This window comes from Cylindrospermum stagnale PCC 7417 (genome assembly GCF_000317535.1).
Classification (GTDB): domain Bacteria; phylum Cyanobacteriota; class Cyanobacteriia; order Cyanobacteriales; family Nostocaceae; genus Cylindrospermum; species Cylindrospermum stagnale.
Genome location: NC_019757.1, coordinates 913859 through 931164, shown reverse-complemented (window position 1 = coordinate 931164; position 17306 = coordinate 913859). Strand labels below are relative to the sequence as shown.

Below are 17306 nucleotides of genomic sequence, written 5' to 3'. Positions count from 1 at the left end.
ATCCCCATGAATGCTTTAACCGTCAACCTGAAACCAGCACTGGAAATGACAGATGAGCAATTTTTTCAGATATGTCAAGCAAACCGCGACTTGAAATTTGAACGCAGTGCAAGCGGAGAATTAATTATCACGTAGAGGATTTAGGAATGGCTCGTTTATGGACACCAATTGCAAATGCTTTTGAAGCTTATCGGCGGCGGACAATTGTAGAACCTAATGCTTACTATGAACACATCTGGCGACTCATTCACATCCATGAGTCAATAATTGTAACACTAGCAAGTGCTGCTGCAACAAGACTTTTTTACTACTGGACTGAAAAACCTGGGACAATTGAAGATGAGGATTCATGGAAACCGCAAATTCAAAGACTAATTACAGGGATTACAAGTGATGATCCTAGTGATCCTTCTAAAAATGATTTAAGAGGATGCTTAAAAAGTGGTAGTGTCAACGAATGGATAAACTTACTAAATGTTACAACTAAAGTTAAGTTAAATATAGAAGAACAAGATCCTTTTTTAAGTAAACTTAAAGAATATCTGGAAACAATTCCCAAAAAACAACAAGATTCACAATTAGCATTCTTAGATAACTGGTCGCGCATAGCACCAATTCCTCTCAATCATAAAGAACGGGGTCTTTCTCGTATAAAACGATTTCAAGCGATTAATGAGTTACGAAATAAGCTGGCGCACGTTCCCATTTCAGGTAGAATTATTCCTCAGCTTAATAAAAATTTACTTCAAGAGTTATTACTATTGCTGACTGAAGATGATTCTTGTTTAGATAATAAAACAATTGAAGATTCTAAGACTATTCAAGCCATTGCAAAAAAGTGGCATATTCCTCTCTGTGGAAAAATAGTTAATCATTGTGCTTATGTTGAAGGAAGTGACTTTGGCGCATCTTCAAAAGATGGATCAATTCTTCGCGATGTGTTCTGGAAATGGCAACAAAATAATTCCTCGTCACAACCTCTTCAATGGAAAGCATCACCTTTTATCCACTTTGATGATGAATTAAAAGTTTCACTTCTCTTTCGTTTACCCAATTTAACTTATGAGTTAGATGCTTTAGATGGAGAATACCATCGTTTTGCTGCTGAGTTTGAGCCTGTACAAAAATACAATGTATCTGTTGATAGTATTCAACCTTGGCTACCTTCACCAATTACAGATAAGCCTCCAATATCAGGGTTAGAATCAGAACCAGAATTAGGAGAACAAATACGTACTCAGGCTGAAAATGCGTTTAAAGCTTATGATTTTGAGAATGCTGTAAAACTTTATGAAACCATAGCTAATCAATATCAATCAAAATATACAGATGTAGCTAAATCGAGACATGGTGCTGCATTATGGCGAGTAGCAAATGATGATAAAAGTAATTTAACAAGAGAAGAAAGACAAAGTAAGTTGAGAGAAGCCATTAAACTTCTTGATGAAGCTACAAGGCATCATGATATCTCTTACAAAGCAGAGTCTTTTTATCAAAAATCAAAGGCTCTATGGCACTTATCTAAAATTGATGAAGATAATAACAAAAGTCAAGATGAGCAGGATGCAATCGATGCAATTAAAACAGCATTAAATCTTTCGTTAGAGCAGAAATATAGTAATTGGTATGAATGGTTACTAGACAAAATTGAGCCTCTAGAAAAAATTGAACCTTCGGATGTAGTAGAGTAGATTGAGTTGAGGGACAAAACCCAACAAGAAACGCTGTTTGAGAATGTAGGGAGCGCGAGAGCATAGCTTACCGAATATAGTGTTAGGGTTCCAGTCTCCTTTTATGAGGCAGTTTACAGAATATGCCGTCAGTTAGCAGGACTTAAACATTTTTGAGGAAGAAATAAGCCTCAAACCCTTCTGGGGTAAGGGAAATACACCAAGGTCTCAAAAACGCCTGAAACCCAGGTATACCAACAAACTAATCAAAATGATGTCAAAGTCGCTTGCGATATAGGTTTGAGGCTATTTTATGGGTGTTTTTCGCCTTTTGCCTTTTGCCTAAGTCCCATTAGGAGATGTATTACAGCAATTTTCAGGTAAATGAACCACATTCGCTGTTTTGGAGTGTAGGAAGTGCGTTAGCGGAGCTTACCGTAGATATCGCCCTAGTGATAATATAATCACGGTAATTTGAATTTATAGGAGAAAATTTGCGTTCAATTAGTGTTGAGCAAATCTACCAACTTAAAGAAATTGTTAGAAATTATAAAAATCTTGAATGTGTTGAATGCGCTCAAAATATCCAAGATTACTTAATATCACAAGGAGTACAGGGAAAACGGATAAAACTTTATACAGGTTCAGCAATAGGACGCAATAGTTATATTTATGATGAAAGTGTTTCCGGGGATGCGATATCTGTTAATGGTCGCCATCAAGCTATTGCGATTATAATAGATGAATTAGAAATGATTTTTGATAATCATCATCCTGATGGAATCACCAGAGAGCAATGGTTGGCTAATTTACTGTTCTATAATAAATTATATCACGGGCAGCAGTTTCAAGTCACCGAGGAAACTTTTTAAAGAATAAAGGTTATGGAAAACAATCATCATAGTATTACCATAGTTCCTGATGAATATCTCTATGAAATGCTGGAAAGAATTAAACAAAGACCAGGAATGTTTTTAGGGAATTGTTCAATTACCCGGTTGAGAGCTTTTTTAGATGGGTATATGGGTTCAAGGGAAGATTTAGGTTTACCAGCAACTCAACAAGAGCTTGAATTTAATCAATTTCAAGAGTGGATACAGACAAGATTTAAAATCACTTCTTCGCACGGGTGGGATAGTATTATTCTTTTCTACTCTGCTGATGAAAGAGATGCACTGAATAATTTTTTTGAACTATTTGATAAATTCCGCAACGATCAAAGTGCTTTAATAAGTGAGATTAATCAAGAGAATATTACTGAATCAAAAACTCAATTAACACAGGAAAAAGTGGTTTTCTAAAATGAAAATTCTCTACCAAATAATACTGAATTGGAGTGAAGAAGACCAAGCATTTATAGCCAAAGTTCCAGAATTACCTGGTTGCGCTGCTGATGGTGAAACTTATCAGGAAGCACTGCAAAATGTAGAAGTTATTATGCAAGAGTGGATAGAAACTGCTCAAGAATTAGGTAGGAAAATTCCAGAACCTATACAGCGTTTAAGACCACGTTTACTAGCCAGATTTATCAGTTTTTCAACTAAAGTCTGTTCTGGATTCCAGTTAAATGTAGATTTCACAAGATAATTTCTCTCGTATTAACCACAAACACCATTATAACGAGCAAGTGCTATTTTCCTCACTAATCATTCGCGTAGCGTCTTATAAAGAAGCGGCTGTTTAGCAGTGTGCGAGAGATGCGATCACCTACGGTGGGGCGTAGCCCATCGCGCAAGCGCTTACTTGTCAGTTCGCTCTTGGGAACGCTGCGGAGTATGATTTTGGTGGTGTGGGGGAGTGTGTGAGTGCGATCGCCTACGGTGGGGCGTAGCCCATCGCGGAGCTTACCGTAGGTATCGGTGTTTTGGGGATGTGGAGGAAATGTGATCGCTTGGTCAATTAGTATAATGATATTAACTAGACTGAATACCTAGTCAATATTGCCAGGAACAAATGCCAGCAAAAGACATTTATCATGATGCTGTTAAGAATGCCTTAATTAAAGATGGTTGGACAATTATAGCTGACCCCTATTTTTTACAGTATGAAGATGCAGAACTTTATGCTGATTTATTTGTAGAAAAAGCCTTATTAGTAGAACAACAAGGACGGAAAATAGTTGTTGAAATCAAGAGTTTTATCAGTCCCTCACCCATGAGAGATTTTGAGAACGCTTTGGGACAATATATTTTATACCGTGACATTTTACAATTATCTAATAAGAACTATGAAGTTTATTTAGCAATTAGAGATGCAATATTTGATACTTTCTTTCAAAGGAAATCTATTCAAGCAGTAGTTAAGCGTCATCAAATTGAATTTATTATTTTTAACAATGAAAAGGAGGAAATTACTTTATGGATAAACTAACGAAATATCGGGAGTTAATTAAACAAGTACTTACTGAATATGATACTTTATCTCGTCAATCACCTGATGAGCATTCAGAAACTTGTTTAGTGTTTGATGAAACCCATGATCATTATCTCTGGTTGACCGTAGATTGGCAAGGTAGCAAAAGGCTTAAATATACCCATGTACATATTCGGATTAAAAATCAAAAAATCTACATAGAAGAAGACTGGACAGAAGAGGGAATAGCGACTGAATTAATCAGATTGGGTGTAACTAACAATGATATTGTCTTAGCTTTTCAACCTCCAGATGTGAGAAAATTTACAGAGTTTGCAATAGCTTAATCAATGATTAAATGGATGCTATAACTCTCAACTTCGCGCCAGTTATTCAATTAACTGAAGATCAATTTTTTGACCTATGTCAGATAAACGAATTAATTAGATTTGAGCGGAATGGAGATGGAAGTTTGCTATTAATGCCTCTAGTGGGAGGTTTAACCAGCAACCTAAATGCTAATTTATCTGCTCAACTGGGAATGTGGAATCGTGATGAGTCGCTAGGTATAGCATTTGGTTCTTCAGTTGGGTTCATTTTACCAAATGGTGCAATACGTTCTCCTGATTTGTCCTGGTTAAAGCGTGAAAAATGGGATACTTTGACTCAGGAAGAAAAAGAAAAATTTCCGCCTGTGTGTCCTGATTTTGTAGCTGAATTGCGTTCTCAAACTGATTGTTTGCACAGATTACAAAATAAAATGCGCGAGTATCTAGACAATGGTGCTAGATTGGGTTGGTTAATTGATTTGGAAACTCAGCAAGTAGAAATTTATCGCCCTGGACAAGAGGTTGATGTGCTGGAATCTCCTGCTAGTTTATCAGGTGAAAATGTTCTACCCGGATTTGTGATGAGTTTAGAATCAATTAACAGAGATTCTAAAATAGAGAATTAATCAACAGATTCACTAACTCGTAGTCCCATAATTATTAAGTCCCGTTCAATTCCGTCTAAGTCGGCAATTTTGGGCAAATGTCCCCAAGTTTGAAACCCAAATGCTTCAAACAGTTTTAAGCTGGGTTGATTGTGGGCAAAAATGAAGCTGACTAAAGTCTTTAAACCCAAGTTAGGACTTTCGTGAATTGCTAGCCCTAAAAGTTGTCGTCCTAAACCACGCCGTTGAAAATTAGGAGCAATGTAAATACTAATTTCGGCAGTTGTATGATAGGCTGGCCGCCCATAAAAGGATTGAAAACTCAGCCACCCAGCAATTCCCCCTTCTATTTCAATTATCCACAGTGGACGTTGTAAAGGCGATCGCGCTTTAAACCAAGTCAGGCGACTTTCTAGGGAAACTGGCTCTAAATCAGCGGTGGCCATGCGACTAGGAATCGCCGCGTTATAAATTGCCACGATTGCAGGTAAGTCAGTCTCAGTGGCATGGCGGATAATCATTGCTCCCATCTGGGCAAAATTTTTGAGAAAATATTCAAAAATAATACAGCGTTAATAGTGGCAATTATATGGCTGTTGAAGGTTTCTCTAATTTTTGCAAGCCCCTGGCTGCTATAACTTTGTCTCAAAACCGCACTTTATACAACTCAAATATTTCTCCTAATTGCTGCGTAACTACCCTAGCACCCGCAGCTTTAATCGTTTTTTCCCACTCAGTCGCAGGTTCTAGAAACACCTCAGCACCTAAATAAGTTTCCAGTACTGCCCAGTCCTCGGCTAAAGGCTGTTCTTGATTAAGGATGTCAAATACAAACTGTCCAGTTGGTTTCAAAACCCGTTTGACTTCTTGCAATACAGCACTCCAATATTCAAGTGGAAAATAGCAACTAAATCCCGTGGCAATTACTAGGTCAAACTGACCTGATGCGTAGTTTAAGTGATGAGATGCTCCTAACTCAACACCTTTGAATAGTTTTGAGTTTAACTGTGAACCACGAGCATTGAGTGTATCTCGTGCCATATTACTGATTTCTTGCCCGTAAAAAAATGCTTGCCAATCTCGCCAAGGATAGATTAAAAAGCTGACACCGCAGCCAATGTCTAAGCAGTGCTGGTTCTTCTTAGGATGAGCAATTTCCCAGAAAGGAGAGAAAATTCTGCTAGTTAATACGCCAGTAGTCCATTCCTGAAAAATTGGCATTGCTTGCACTTCTGGTGGTAGTTCAAAGGTTTCATTTTGATATTGTCGATTGAAGCGATATGCTACTTGTGCTATTCTGTCTTGCCATTTGTCTGAAGGATGGCTATTAGTTGTGAAAGAAGTTGGAGTCGAATTTTTAGACATTAGATATTTACTGCTTCGGTTGAATATTTATAATATTTGTTAGGGCTGGTAATTGCTAATTTGTAATTGCTAATTAGTCAGATAAATAAAGCAATTAGCAATATAAATAAGTTTATTGCAAGTAATTATAGCAATTCTAAATCATTCGTGAACAAAAAGATCCCCGACTTCTCTAAGAAGTCGGGGATCTGAGAGCCATTTCAGAATTGATATTAAGCCCGTGCTAATAAAGGTGCAGCAGCTAGTAGAGTTTTGGTGTAGGGGTGTTGGGGATTGCTAAAAATTTGCTTTGTCTGACCAAGTTCAACAATTTGTCCGCCATTCATTACGGCGATGCGATCGCACAAAAATCGCGCTAACCACAAATCATGGGTGATAAACAGGTAGGTTAACTCAAATTCTGCTTTTAGTTGCAACATCAAGTCCAGTACTTGTGTCTGCACACTGGCGTCTAACATACTCACGGGTTCGTCACAAATCAGTAGTTTGGGATGGGTAATCAATGCACGGGCGATCGCCACTCGTTGTTGCTGTCCACCTGATAAATCGGCAGGATAACGCTGATAATAGACCTCTGGCGGCGTTAATCCCACTTTTTCTAACATCGATAAAACTTGCTCTTTGGCTGTGGTTGCATCGGCAAGATTATGGATAAATAAAGGGTCGGCGATACTTTGTCCCACTGTCATCGCTGGATTGAGGCAAGCATGGGGGTCTTGAAATACCATTTGAATTTGTCGCCGAGATGAGCGAATTTCTTGGCGCGACAAACTCGTTAAATCCTGTCCTAAAAACTCGACTTTGCCAGATGTGGGACGAATTAGCTGCAAGATTGTCCGTGACAGGGTACTCTTTCCGCAGCCAGATTCCCCGACTAATCCGAGTATTTCTCCTGGATATAATTCTAAGTTTATCCCATCTACGGCTTTAATTGTTTGATTTTCGGCTTTAAACAAGCGTTCAATAAAGTTGGGTTCTATGGTGTAGTGTTGCTTGAGTTCGGTGATTCGTAAGATTGGGGTTTGAGAATGAGGAATTGGTAATTGCTTTTCTTTTCCATCAGCAATTACCAATTCCCCATCATCGTTAACTGCTTGAATGTGCAATGCTGCTTTTAAGAGCGATCGCGTATATTCGTGTTGAGGATGCCCAAATACAGATTTTGTCGTCCCCATTTCCACCATTTTGCCTTTGTACATCACCCCAAGGCGATCGCAATATTCTGCCACCATTGCCAAATCGTGGGAAATCAGCAGCAGTCCCATGTTTTCTTCTGCACACAGTCGCGTTAATTCTTGTAAAATTTGTGCAGAGACGGTGACATCTAAGCTGGTGGTGGGTTCATCAGCGACAATTAATTTGGGGTTGAGAAGTAATGCTAAAGCGATCGCTACTCGTTGACGCATTCCACCGCTAAACTCATGAGGGTACTGGTTCCAGCGAGTTGCCGGAATTTTCACCTTTGCCAAAGTGGCGATCGCTTTTTCTTTGGCTTCCCGCGTGGATAATTCCGGTGAATGCGCTTGTAGAGTTTCTACACAATGCTTACCAATAGTCATCAACGGATCAAGGCGTGTCATCGGATCTTGAAAAATTAGTGCGATCGCTTCCCCCCGAAATTTTCGCAGCTGCGCTGGTGTTAAACCAAGCACCGATTGTCCCTGAAACCTCACCCCTCCTTCAATGCGACTAGAGGCTGGTAGCAGGCGCATTACAGCCCTGCCTATAGTTGATTTACCACAACCCGACTCTCCCACCAATCCCATTCTTTCACCGGGTTGCAGGGTGAAGGATACATCATCAACAGCCCAGACTAATTCTTCCCCACTACCCTGGGGATAGGCAACGCGCAGATTTTCAATACTAAATAAAGCTTCACTCATAGTTTTAATTATCAGCCCGCTCGCTACCAGCTTATATAATTTCAAATTTCAGCTAGTGTATCAGATTAGCAAAAGTAGCTGTTCTAGGGGTTCAGGAGAATTTTTCGACTCATTCTCAGTACAGTATTTCTCGAATTCGTGACAAATTGATATCGAGTTTCAGCTGATGACATATTGAGATGGGCGTCACGAGAGTCTAAAGCTCTTGTGACACCTACTCTACAACGCCTAGCTGTATAGATGTGCATTGAAGCCAGTTTACAAAACTCTACATAATTGGAAGTTTGAGATCCATTTAAAACATATTCCAAAAACATTTTTTGTGTCATAATTGACTCGCGTTTTTGTGGTTAACCGGAAAATTCCAGGCAGTAGCGGTTACTTACTGGGTAGCAGCTGTAGTCTGGGAGCCAATACCAGCCTGATCACAAACACGAACTATAAACTGCGAACACTCTGTTTTCAAAACGCCAGTAAACGGTTCTTTTCTCTGCGATGCCACGGAGATAGGCGGCTTTGCTGTGGTTGTGGTTCGTGTCTTAGACACAGTGCCAGTAGTTTAAATCAAGGTCTGGGAAACTTCGTAAAACTACTCATTAAATTACATAAAAAGAACCAATGACGCATTTAAAAAGCTTCCAAAAACTCACAGAAATTGCCAATGAACACGGAATTATTTGCCAACCAGCACAAAACGAATGCTTAATTGCCTGTCTACCAGGATACGATGATTTCTTATTAGCTTTCACTTGGTCTGGAGCAGTTGAGGGCGAGTCGTCAGAGCATGAATTAATCGCCATTAGCATCCAGGATATCCCCAAAGAAGTCACCGTTGCAGCTTGGCAGATTCCTACTTATTTATTCGGGAGCGTACTCAGACAAGCCCAGATGCTTGTAAAGGCGCACTTGGAATTTATTTCATAGAAGACTTGATAATTTTTGGTTCTCTAGTGTAATAGTGCTTCACATCCCAAGAAGGTTCAGTTAAGGAGAACCGTAGAATCGTAGGTTGGGCAAACCGTGTGAAAACCCAACAAACCGCGAAAAATGTTGGGTTATGCCTACGGCTCCCGTTAGGGATACGTTCCTCAAACGCCACTTAGAGGAAACGGGGGAACCCCCGCACTTTTTGTGGCTCCCCAACCTACTCAGGTTAAGGTTTTTGGCTCTAACTGAACCGGATTGCTCCATAGCCAGATTGTCCTGGAAGCCCTGACTGTAATTGGTACTCAGATTCAGTGAGGGACTAAAAATTTCTACCTGGGGGTGGATTGAAAGGAATTGAAACTTGTTGTTAAAATAACTTTCCACCGTCAGTCACAAATGAGATGATGGAGGAACCAGAGAAAAAGGAGAGCAATTGCTATTTTTCCCCGTTCTCTTCTTGTTGCAGGATAGCAGCACAGTATTGGATGAGAGTTGTCAGGCGATCGCTAATTGTCTGAAGTCTTGCTTGTGCCGTCGATGCCTGTCGCGCCCCTTGAAAAAACATCACATCTACTTCCAACAGGCGCAGTTGCTTGCTAATCTCCGTCCGATAAGACTGCACCCGCGAGTCTGTATCAGTCAAAGGCACAATCCGCTGCCTAAAAAATTCCTGCAAGGAGGTGAGACGCTGCCGTAAATCGGGAGCATCAAGTTGATTTGTATTGGCATCAGCCTGTAACTGCTCCAGCAATGTGGCTAATACCTGATATTCCTGACTATTTAGAGACATCCAGTGCTAGTTGAGATAGTATTAATGGCAAGAAAATTTTCTTCTAAAATAAACTTTCTTCACCTCTACATGAAAACTATAAGCCTCAAATCATAATTTGAGGCAATGTTTACTATCATATGTATTTTCTGCATTATGATCTTTGATACCCACGATGGATGATTTCTATTGGCAATTAGGGAATCATCTACACACTGTTATTTATACCCGTCTCTAGGCGACAGCATCTTCTTTACGCGGTGCTGTCAATTTCGTTTCACCTACCCACAAGATCACTTATTCGATCATATGAGCAGCTTACTGATCAATTCCTCTGTTGATGTGACCCTTCCGGAATGGCTAAAAAAATGTTTGAAGGAGTCATCAAAAAAAAGCAGCGAAATAGACGAAGACCGAAGGCATAGCGATAGCGCTTTGATTTGTCGGGCGTTCCAATTTGCTTATCAACTGCATCAAGGTCAATACCGGAAATCGGGAGAACCATACATTGGTCATCCTGTAGCTGTCGCTGGCTTGCTGCGCGACTTGGGAGGCAGTCCTGCTATGATAGCAGCTGGGTTTCTCCACGATGTAGTTGAAGATACAGAAGTTACAATTGACCAAATAGAAGAGCGCTTTGGCCCAGAAGTACGTCAATTGGTAGAAGGTGTCACCAAGCTTTCTAAAATCAATTTCAAAAGCAAAACCGAAAGTCAAGCAGAAAACTTCCGGCGAATGTTTTTGGCAATGGCCCAAGATATTCGGGTAATCGTGGTGAAATTGGCAGATCGTTTGCATAATATGCGAACCTTACAATTTATGCCCGATGAAAAACGCCGCCGGATTGCTCAAGAAACACGAGATATATTTGCTCCTTTAGCCAATCGTTTAGGGATTTGGCAATTTAAGTGGGAGTTGGAAGATTTGGCTTTTAAGTATCTGGAACCAGAAGCTTTTCGCCAAATTCAAACTTATGTTTCTGAAAAAAGAGCCGCGCGGGAAGAGAAATTAACAAAAGTTACAGACATTTTGCGACAGCGGTTGCAGCAAGCGGGAGTTCGCTGTGTGGATGTTAGTGGTCGTACTAAACACCTTTATGGCATTTACCAAAAAATGCATCGCCAGCAAAAAGAATTTCACGAAATTTATGATTTGGCGGCGCTGCGAATTATTGTTCAGACTAATGAAGAATGCTATCGTGCTTTGGCAGTGGTTCATGATGCTTTTCGCCCTATCCCTGGTAGATTTAAAGACTATATTGGATTGCCAAAACCTAACCGTTACCAATCGTTGCATACTGGGGTAATGGGACTGACTGGCCGTCCTTTGGAGGTGCAAATTAGAACACAAGAAATGCATCATGTTGCCGAGTATGGGATTGCTGCACATTGGAAGTATAAAGAATCAGGCGGGTCTAACAATAGCCAGGTGACGGGGACAGATGAGAAGTTTACTTGGCTGCGGCAACTGCTGGACTGGCAAAGCGATTTAAAAGATGCTCAAGAATACTTAGATAGTGTCAAAGACAATTTATTTGAAGATGACGTTTATGTCTTCACCCCTAAGGGGGATGTTGTCCCCTTAAGCCCCGGTTCAACGAGTATAGATTTTGCTTATCGCATTCATACCGAAGTCGGGAACCACTGTGCAGGGGCGCGGGTAAATGGGCGGATGGTACCTTTGTCAACGCGGCTGCAAAATGGCGATATTGTCGATATTATCACCCTCAAGAACGGCCATCCTAGTTTGGATTGGTTGAACTTTGTGCGGACTTCGGCGGCAAAATATCGCATTAAACAATGGTATAAGCGATCGCGCCGAGAAGAAAATGTGGCCAGGGGGCGGGAATTATTAGAAAAAGAACTTGGTAAAACCGGTTTTGATAGCTTGTTAAAGTCGGACGCAATGCACACTGTCGCTGAAAAGTGTAACTATCACAGTGTAGAAGATTTGCTGGCGGGTTTAGGTTATGGGGAAATCACCCTCAACTTAGTCCTAAATCGATGGCGCGAAGTAGCGAAGGGTCAACAACCAGTCCCCGATGTCCTGCCATTTCTCCCGAAAGAGTCAACCTCGACAAAAGCCTTGCGGGATTCACCTACAACTACCTGCCGTAATAATGACTCGCCAATTGTTGGTGTAGAGGGCTTAGTTTATCATATCGCTGGCTGTTGTACGCCAATTCCTGGGGAACCGATTATTGGTGTAGTCACGCGGGGGCGGGGAATTTCTATCCATCGCCAAGGTTGTCAAAATGTCGAAAGTGTGGAGTATGAGCGTTTAGTTCCAGTCAGGTGGAATTCTGTCACCGAAAGTAGCTGTCGTCCTCACACTTACCCCATAAATATTCAAATTGAAGCGCTTGACCGTGTGGGGGTGTTAAAAGATATTTTGTCCCGGTTGAGCGATCAAGGAATCAATGTCCGCCATGCTCAGGTAAAAACTGCCGTTGGTCAACCAGCGCTAATGGACTTAGGAATTGATATTCGCGATCGCCCGCAATTAGAACAGGTGTTTACCCAAATCAAGAAAATGAGCGATATTCTAAATATTCGCCGCGTTGGTCAGCTTGAGGAATAGTTAGGGCAGTTTCCTATTTTTGTGGCTGGGGTGCGTTAAGCAAATGTAGCGCACCAATTGTGATGACTTTATTAAGCTTTGGACAATGACATTATCTACTTTTCTAGAGTCCGTCATTGTCTCCTAACAAATATATAACTCTGTTAAACCTGAATCTATCTGTCTAATGGTGTATTTTTTCCCTGAGCAATCGTCGCTAATCCGAATTATCTACCCGCTCGCAGTCAAATATACCTTTGATTTCTTGATTAAAAAATCTCCCAATTGAATCGGCCGAATGCAAATCTTCCCAAGTTTGGGCGTCTACTTCTGAATATTGATAGACTGCACCACTTTGAAACTCAACTTGCAAGATTTGTTCGTCGCTATTGTAGCCTACAGCATAAGCCATTGATGAGCTAACTGGCAGCATCGCAATTGGCTCTTCTACAGCAGGAAGCGCCGCTGATTCAGCAATCATCTCATTTAGATTTTGCAATCCTTCGTAAGCTTGGACTGGCGCGGGAATTTCCATCAGTTCTAATTCGTCGCCTCTGTCGAGCAATAACTGCAAATGTCCGTCTGAATGGGCAATCGCTAATAAACTGCTCAAGTCTACTTTAGATAGCTTCATTTAACCTCTCTAGTTATGGGATTAAATTTTAATGCCATTTTCTTTTATAGTACATTTATACTATAAAGGGAAGAATTTGTCAAGCTTTTTACTTAGAGGATGTCTGATTCGTATCGGAATTGATCGAGATCCCCCCTTACCCCCCTTTCCAAGGGGGGAATTGGAGTCAAAGTCCCCCTTTTTAAGGGGATTTAGGGGGATCTACGGCTGCTTGATACATCACCAAAAAGTTTTCAGACATCCTCTTAGAGCCAATTCTTAATTTATGGTTCTTTCTGGGGCTATTTTTCGGAGATTGCTTCGCAAGACTCCAGATACCAACAGCCAGAAGTCCTAATGCTAAAGATGGTTCATCAACTTGGCGAAATTGGATCGGAGTGCTTACCAGTAATCTACCTTGAGCACTAAAAATCTGGTCTAACGAGTCAATTTTCCCTTTTGAGATGGTTACTTGGGAAACTACCTTACCGCCCGTACTTGTTAAGCAGCCATTGGGAGCATTATTTCCAATGTAGGCAGTTGGTTGCCAAATGAGTTCTAGGTTACAACTTGTTACCGCCAGATTATTCTGGCTGATGATTCGCGCTGATTCAGGATGATTGCAGGTTCCCCGGAAGACATCTGCGTTGAGAAAGTTATAAATGCTAAGTTTAACTACTGAATCACCTTTGCTGAATGAATATAAACGCAAACGCTCAAAAGCAGTACTTTTTTGTTCTAGATAAACATTCTGTGTATCAACAGCAAAGTTGGTATTGTCCAATTGCACATTACAGTTAGACATTGTGATTAGTGGTACAGAAGAGTTACTAGCTACTTGTTGTTCATTGTCAAAATAACCAGTAAACCACTGTGCTAGATCCTGTACCTGTGTCTCTAGTGAGGGCGCAACAGCAAGGGTTCTACCACCTTGGGCAAGGGTTAAGGTAGAGAGGATAATTGTCAGAATAGATATTCTTAGGTTATTCATTCTCAAGCGCATGAAAAATTAAAAAATGGGCTAATCTGAATAAATTAGCCCATCATCTTTATACTACTTACTTACTTAATGCAAAATCAATCAGTTGGCTTGCTGGGTTTATGTAGGCATAAGTACAGAGTCGGCTGGCGGGCGCTGAATTTCCAAATAACGATAAAGACGATTCAGCGCATTCATGTAGGCGTAAGCTGCGGCTACGACAATATCAGTATCCGATGCTTGTCCAGAGAAAATCCGCTCCTCATGTCCCACGCGAACTGTTACGGTTCCCAAAGCATCAATCCCGGCGGTTACAGATTGGACAGAAAACTCCATCAGTTGATTGGGAATTTGCACCAGTCGATTAATTACCTGATATACCGCATCTACCGGGCCTGTACCGACAGTGGCATCCGTGAGAATTTTCCCGTCGGGGGTGACAATGGTAATAGTTGCAGTCGGGCAGGTGCAATCACCGCAGATTACTTGGATATGTTCGATTTGAAAGCCGCTTTCAACTTGAATCTGCGTTTGATCACGGACGATCGCTTCTAAATCCCAATCAGACATTTCTTTTTTCTTATCGGCGACTTCTTTAAACCGATTGAAGGCTTTGTTCAAGTCTGCTTCATTTAGCTCAAACCCCAACTCTTTCAGCCGAGTGCGGAAGGCATTTCTCCCAGAATGTTTGCCCAAAACAATCCGATTTTCCGGCAAACCGATGGATGCAGCTTCCATAATTTCGTAGGTTTGGCGGTGCTTGATGATGCCATCTTGGTGAATACCGGACTCATGAGCAAAAGCATTAGCGCCAACAATCGCCTTATTCGGCTGAATCAGCATCCCGGTTAATTGGGAAACCAAGGCAGAAGTCTTGTAAATTTCCTGGGTTTTAATGTTGGTTAGGGGTGCTTCAGCATCAGCGGCACGTCCGAAGAAGGGGTTGAAAAAGGGTTTGCGAACCTGCAAAGCCATGACAATTTCTTCTAGTGCGGCATTTCCTGCTCGTTCGCCAATACCGTTAATTGTACACTCCACCTGACGGACACCATGCTCAATTGCGGCTAAGGCGTTGGCGGTGGCTAATCCCAAATCGTTTTGAGTGTGGACGGAAAGAATCACCTGATCAATATTGGGGACGTTGGCGCGAATTCCCTGGATGAGGTTGCCCATTTCTTTGGGTGTGCAGTAGCCGACGGTATCGGGAATATTAATGGTAGTGGCACCATTGGCGATCGCAATTTCCAAGACTTGATAGAGAAATTCTGGCTCGGTGCGGCTAGCATCCATCGGTGAAAATTCTACATCGTCCACAAAGGATTTAGCATAAGCGATCATCGATGCGGCGATCGCTAATACTTCGCTACGGGACTTGTTCAACTGATATTTGAGGTGAATATCAGAAGTAGAGATCATTGTGTGGATTCTCGGATGAGCCGCAGGTTTTAGCGCTTCAGCAGCCGCTTGAATATCTTGGCGCATCGCTCTAGCCAAGCTGCAAATGATTGGCCCATCAGGTTTCCCCACTTGTTCGGCAATGCTTTTAACAGCTTGAAAATCTCCCGGACTCGCAACGGCAAAACCCGCTTCAATCACATCCACACCCAGGAGAGCTAGTTGATGAGCGATCGCTAACTTCTCTTGCACATTCAGGGTTGCACCTGGTGACTGTTCACCATCCCGTAGGGTGGTATCGAAGATAATAATCCTGTCTGCTGGCGATTCTATACTCATAACTTTCTCCCATCGGGTTTGTTACTTTGGATATTGTATACAATTTTTTGGATATTGTATACAATATAAATTATGAACTTAAATGAATTAGCTCCTAACATCCAACAACGTAGTACCCCCGATTTAATTGCCGAAGCTTTGCGGGAAGCGATTCTGCGGGGTATTTTTCAGGAAGGACAATCTCTCAGACAAGATGAAATCGCCACTCAATTTGGTGTTAGCCGCATTCCCGTGCGGGAAGCACTCAAGCAGCTAGAAGCAGAAGGATTGGTGACACTGCATCTCAATCGCGGTGCGATCGTATCAGTGCTGACAATTGCCGAGGCGCAAGAAATCTGTGAAATTCGCAGTGCTTTGGAAGTGAAAGCGATGCAATTGGCGATACCCAAGTTAACGCAAGCAGACTTAGAAAAAGCCACCGTGATTTTGGCAGCGACCGACCAAGCCACCGATGCGGGAACTTTGGCAAAATTGAACTGGGAGTTTCATGGAACGCTGTACGCTACCGCTGAACGTCCCCGGCTGCTGACAATGATTAAAACCTTGCACGTCAATATTGACCGTTATGTCCGCGTGCAAATGGTGCAGATGAATTACCAAGAACATTCCCAAAAAGAACACTATCAACTTCTGGATGCTTGTCAAAAGCGAGATACAAAAGCCGCTATCCGACTGCTGAAACGACACATTGACACCGCCGGCGAGCAGCTAGTTGCATACTTGCAACAAAAAGCAAAAACCTAAATCTCCGCCGCTATTCCGATATATCGTGATATATGGATACTGTCAGAGAAATAAAACCCATTATAGCGATCGCAAACAAGGACACTTTTGCAGAAACCCGGAGGCTTTTTTATCAGCATCTGGGTTCTGAGTATGTACTGGCGTCGGTCGAATCACACCACCAAACAGGTCATCCAACCCATAGGGAGTGAAAAATTCCCATTGCCCTTGTGTATCCACTCGCACACCTACAGCCGTAGCAGTGTGCAGCCAATTTTTAATTCCATCCTCCGTACTAGAGTAGGTTCTGTCACCAGGACGCCAACGCCCAAAACTGGCTTGATTTTTCACATCAAACAGGTAGTCAGAAAATTTGGCTGTGAGAGTTGCCTTTGCTGCTAGTTCTTGGGAACGGTTCCCCGCATCATCAAAGAATGCAATATCAAAGTCATTGATAAATAACTCACATTCCGGGCCGAAAATGGAATGCCAAACTGTATTTCGCACCGCACCCCCAGCTAACCACCAGTTGGGTAAATTGAGTTGAGCAATTTCCGGCAACACAGTGCCAATCAGTGAATCAGCCAAGAGCATCTGTAAGCGCGTGTTACTATTCATAGTAAATACAGGTAATTATTTACAACCAAATAAAAATATTAAAACTCTCCTTGTAAAAGGTTTACTCAATCACCTCTAGCAATGGGTCGGTCTATATTTAATACCAAGCAGTTTTGAAGTCGTAGTATAAATAGCATAGGGTTACACGTAAGGCAAAATTTTTGATTTTGCAATTTGAAT

At 41.6% G+C, this 17306-nt stretch carries 17 protein-coding genes and 2 pseudogenes; 11 read left to right on the top strand and 8 right to left on the bottom strand.

Annotation, left to right across the window (positions count from 1 at the left end; all coding sequences use genetic code 11):
* Positions 1-6: 6 nt before the first annotated feature.
* From CYLST_RS34145 to CYLST_RS03820, 8 genes and pseudogenes are all read left to right on the top strand, one after another.
* A pseudogene (locus CYLST_RS34145) lies at positions 7-129 on the top strand (Uma2 family endonuclease); the annotation flags it as partial.
* Positions 130-146: 17 nt separating this feature from the next.
* Positions 147-1691, top strand: a complete 1545-nt coding sequence (locus CYLST_RS03850) for a hypothetical protein (RefSeq protein ID WP_015206394.1) — start codon at positions 147-149, stop codon at positions 1689-1691.
* 473 nt (positions 1692-2164) lie between these two features.
* The gene (locus CYLST_RS03845) at positions 2165-2542 is read left to right on the top strand and encodes a papain fold toxin domain-containing protein (RefSeq protein WP_015206393.1); all 378 of its coding nucleotides are present in this window, start codon (positions 2165-2167) and stop codon (positions 2540-2542) included.
* Positions 2543-2554: 12 nt separating this feature from the next.
* A complete protein-coding gene (locus CYLST_RS03840; RefSeq protein ID WP_015206392.1) occupies positions 2555-2971 on the top strand; it encodes a hypothetical protein in 417 nt (138 codons plus the stop codon).
* 1 nt (position 2972) lies between these two features.
* Positions 2973-3173 (top strand): annotated as a pseudogene (locus CYLST_RS03835) (type II toxin-antitoxin system HicB family antitoxin); the annotation flags it as partial.
* A gap of 450 nt (positions 3174-3623) precedes the next feature.
* Positions 3624-4040, top strand: a complete 417-nt coding sequence (locus tag CYLST_RS03830; protein ID WP_015206390.1) for a XisH family protein — start codon at positions 3624-3626, stop codon at positions 4038-4040.
* Positions 4028-4369, top strand: coding sequence for a XisI protein (locus CYLST_RS03825; protein WP_015206389.1), 342 nt, complete (start codon positions 4028-4030; stop codon positions 4367-4369). The genes CYLST_RS03830 and CYLST_RS03825 overlap by 13 nt, the downstream gene beginning before the upstream one ends.
* 11 nt (positions 4370-4380) lie before the next feature.
* A complete protein-coding gene (locus CYLST_RS03820) occupies positions 4381-4977 on the top strand; it encodes a Uma2 family endonuclease (RefSeq protein ID WP_015206388.1) in 597 nt (198 codons plus the stop codon).
* On the opposite strand, the gene CYLST_RS03815 is transcribed toward CYLST_RS03820, so the two are convergent.
* The 3 genes from CYLST_RS03815 to CYLST_RS03805 form a co-directional block, all read right to left on the bottom strand.
* Positions 4974-5477 (bottom strand): GNAT family N-acetyltransferase, encoded by a 504-nt coding sequence (locus CYLST_RS03815; RefSeq protein WP_085960745.1) that lies wholly within the window; start codon positions 5475-5477, stop codon positions 4974-4976. The two genes, CYLST_RS03820 and CYLST_RS03815, sit on opposite strands and share 4 nt — an antisense overlap.
* A gap of 124 nt (positions 5478-5601) precedes the next feature.
* Positions 5602-6321, bottom strand: coding sequence for a class I SAM-dependent methyltransferase (locus CYLST_RS03810; protein WP_015206386.1), 720 nt, complete (start codon positions 6319-6321; stop codon positions 5602-5604).
* Positions 6322-6533: 212 nt separating this feature from the next.
* Positions 6534-8204: a dipeptide ABC transporter ATP-binding protein gene (locus CYLST_RS03805; RefSeq protein WP_015206385.1), complete on the bottom strand. Its 1671-nt coding sequence runs from the start codon at positions 8202-8204 to the stop codon at positions 6534-6536.
* A gap of 618 nt (positions 8205-8822) precedes the next feature.
* Between CYLST_RS03805 and CYLST_RS03800 the strand changes: the two genes are divergently transcribed.
* A complete protein-coding gene (locus CYLST_RS03800) occupies positions 8823-9128 on the top strand; it encodes a hypothetical protein (RefSeq protein ID WP_015206383.1) in 306 nt (101 codons plus the stop codon).
* A gap of 439 nt (positions 9129-9567) precedes the next feature.
* Here the strand turns inward: CYLST_RS03800 and patD are convergent, their stop codons facing one another.
* A complete protein-coding gene (gene patD, locus CYLST_RS03795; protein ID WP_015206382.1) occupies positions 9568-9921 on the bottom strand; it encodes a heterocyst frequency control protein PatD in 354 nt (117 codons plus the stop codon).
* A 288-nt stretch (positions 9922-10209) separates the two neighbouring features.
* Here patD and CYLST_RS03790 point away from each other — a divergent pair, with 288 nt between their 5' ends.
* A complete protein-coding gene (locus CYLST_RS03790; protein ID WP_015206381.1) occupies positions 10210-12480 on the top strand; it encodes a RelA/SpoT family protein in 2271 nt (756 codons plus the stop codon).
* Between the two features lie 196 nt (positions 12481-12676).
* Here CYLST_RS03790 and CYLST_RS03785 read toward each other — a convergent pair whose 3' ends face one another.
* From CYLST_RS03785 to CYLST_RS03775, 3 genes are all read right to left on the bottom strand, one after another.
* Entirely contained in the window at positions 12677-13093 is a 417-nt protein-coding gene (locus tag CYLST_RS03785; RefSeq protein WP_015206380.1) for a KTSC domain-containing protein, read from the bottom strand.
* Between the two features lie 181 nt (positions 13094-13274).
* A complete protein-coding gene (locus CYLST_RS03780) occupies positions 13275-14063 on the bottom strand; it encodes a chromophore lyase CpcT/CpeT (RefSeq protein ID WP_157162525.1) in 789 nt (262 codons plus the stop codon).
* A gap of 108 nt (positions 14064-14171) precedes the next feature.
* Positions 14172-15785 carry a 2-isopropylmalate synthase gene (locus tag CYLST_RS03775; RefSeq protein ID WP_015206378.1) on the bottom strand — a complete coding sequence of 538 codons (1614 nt, stop codon included), beginning with the start codon at positions 15783-15785 and terminating at the stop codon, positions 14172-14174.
* A gap of 72 nt (positions 15786-15857) precedes the next feature.
* Here CYLST_RS03775 and CYLST_RS03770 point away from each other — a divergent pair, with 72 nt between their 5' ends.
* On the top strand, positions 15858-16529 hold the full coding sequence (locus tag CYLST_RS03770; protein ID WP_015206377.1) for a GntR family transcriptional regulator: 672 nt from the start codon (positions 15858-15860) through the stop codon (positions 16527-16529).
* A gap of 60 nt (positions 16530-16589) precedes the next feature.
* Here the strand turns inward: CYLST_RS03770 and CYLST_RS03765 are convergent, their stop codons facing one another.
* Positions 16590-17126, bottom strand: a complete 537-nt coding sequence (locus tag CYLST_RS03765; RefSeq protein WP_015206376.1) for a nucleotidyltransferase family protein — start codon at positions 17124-17126, stop codon at positions 16590-16592.
* Positions 17127-17306 lie beyond the last annotated feature (180 nt).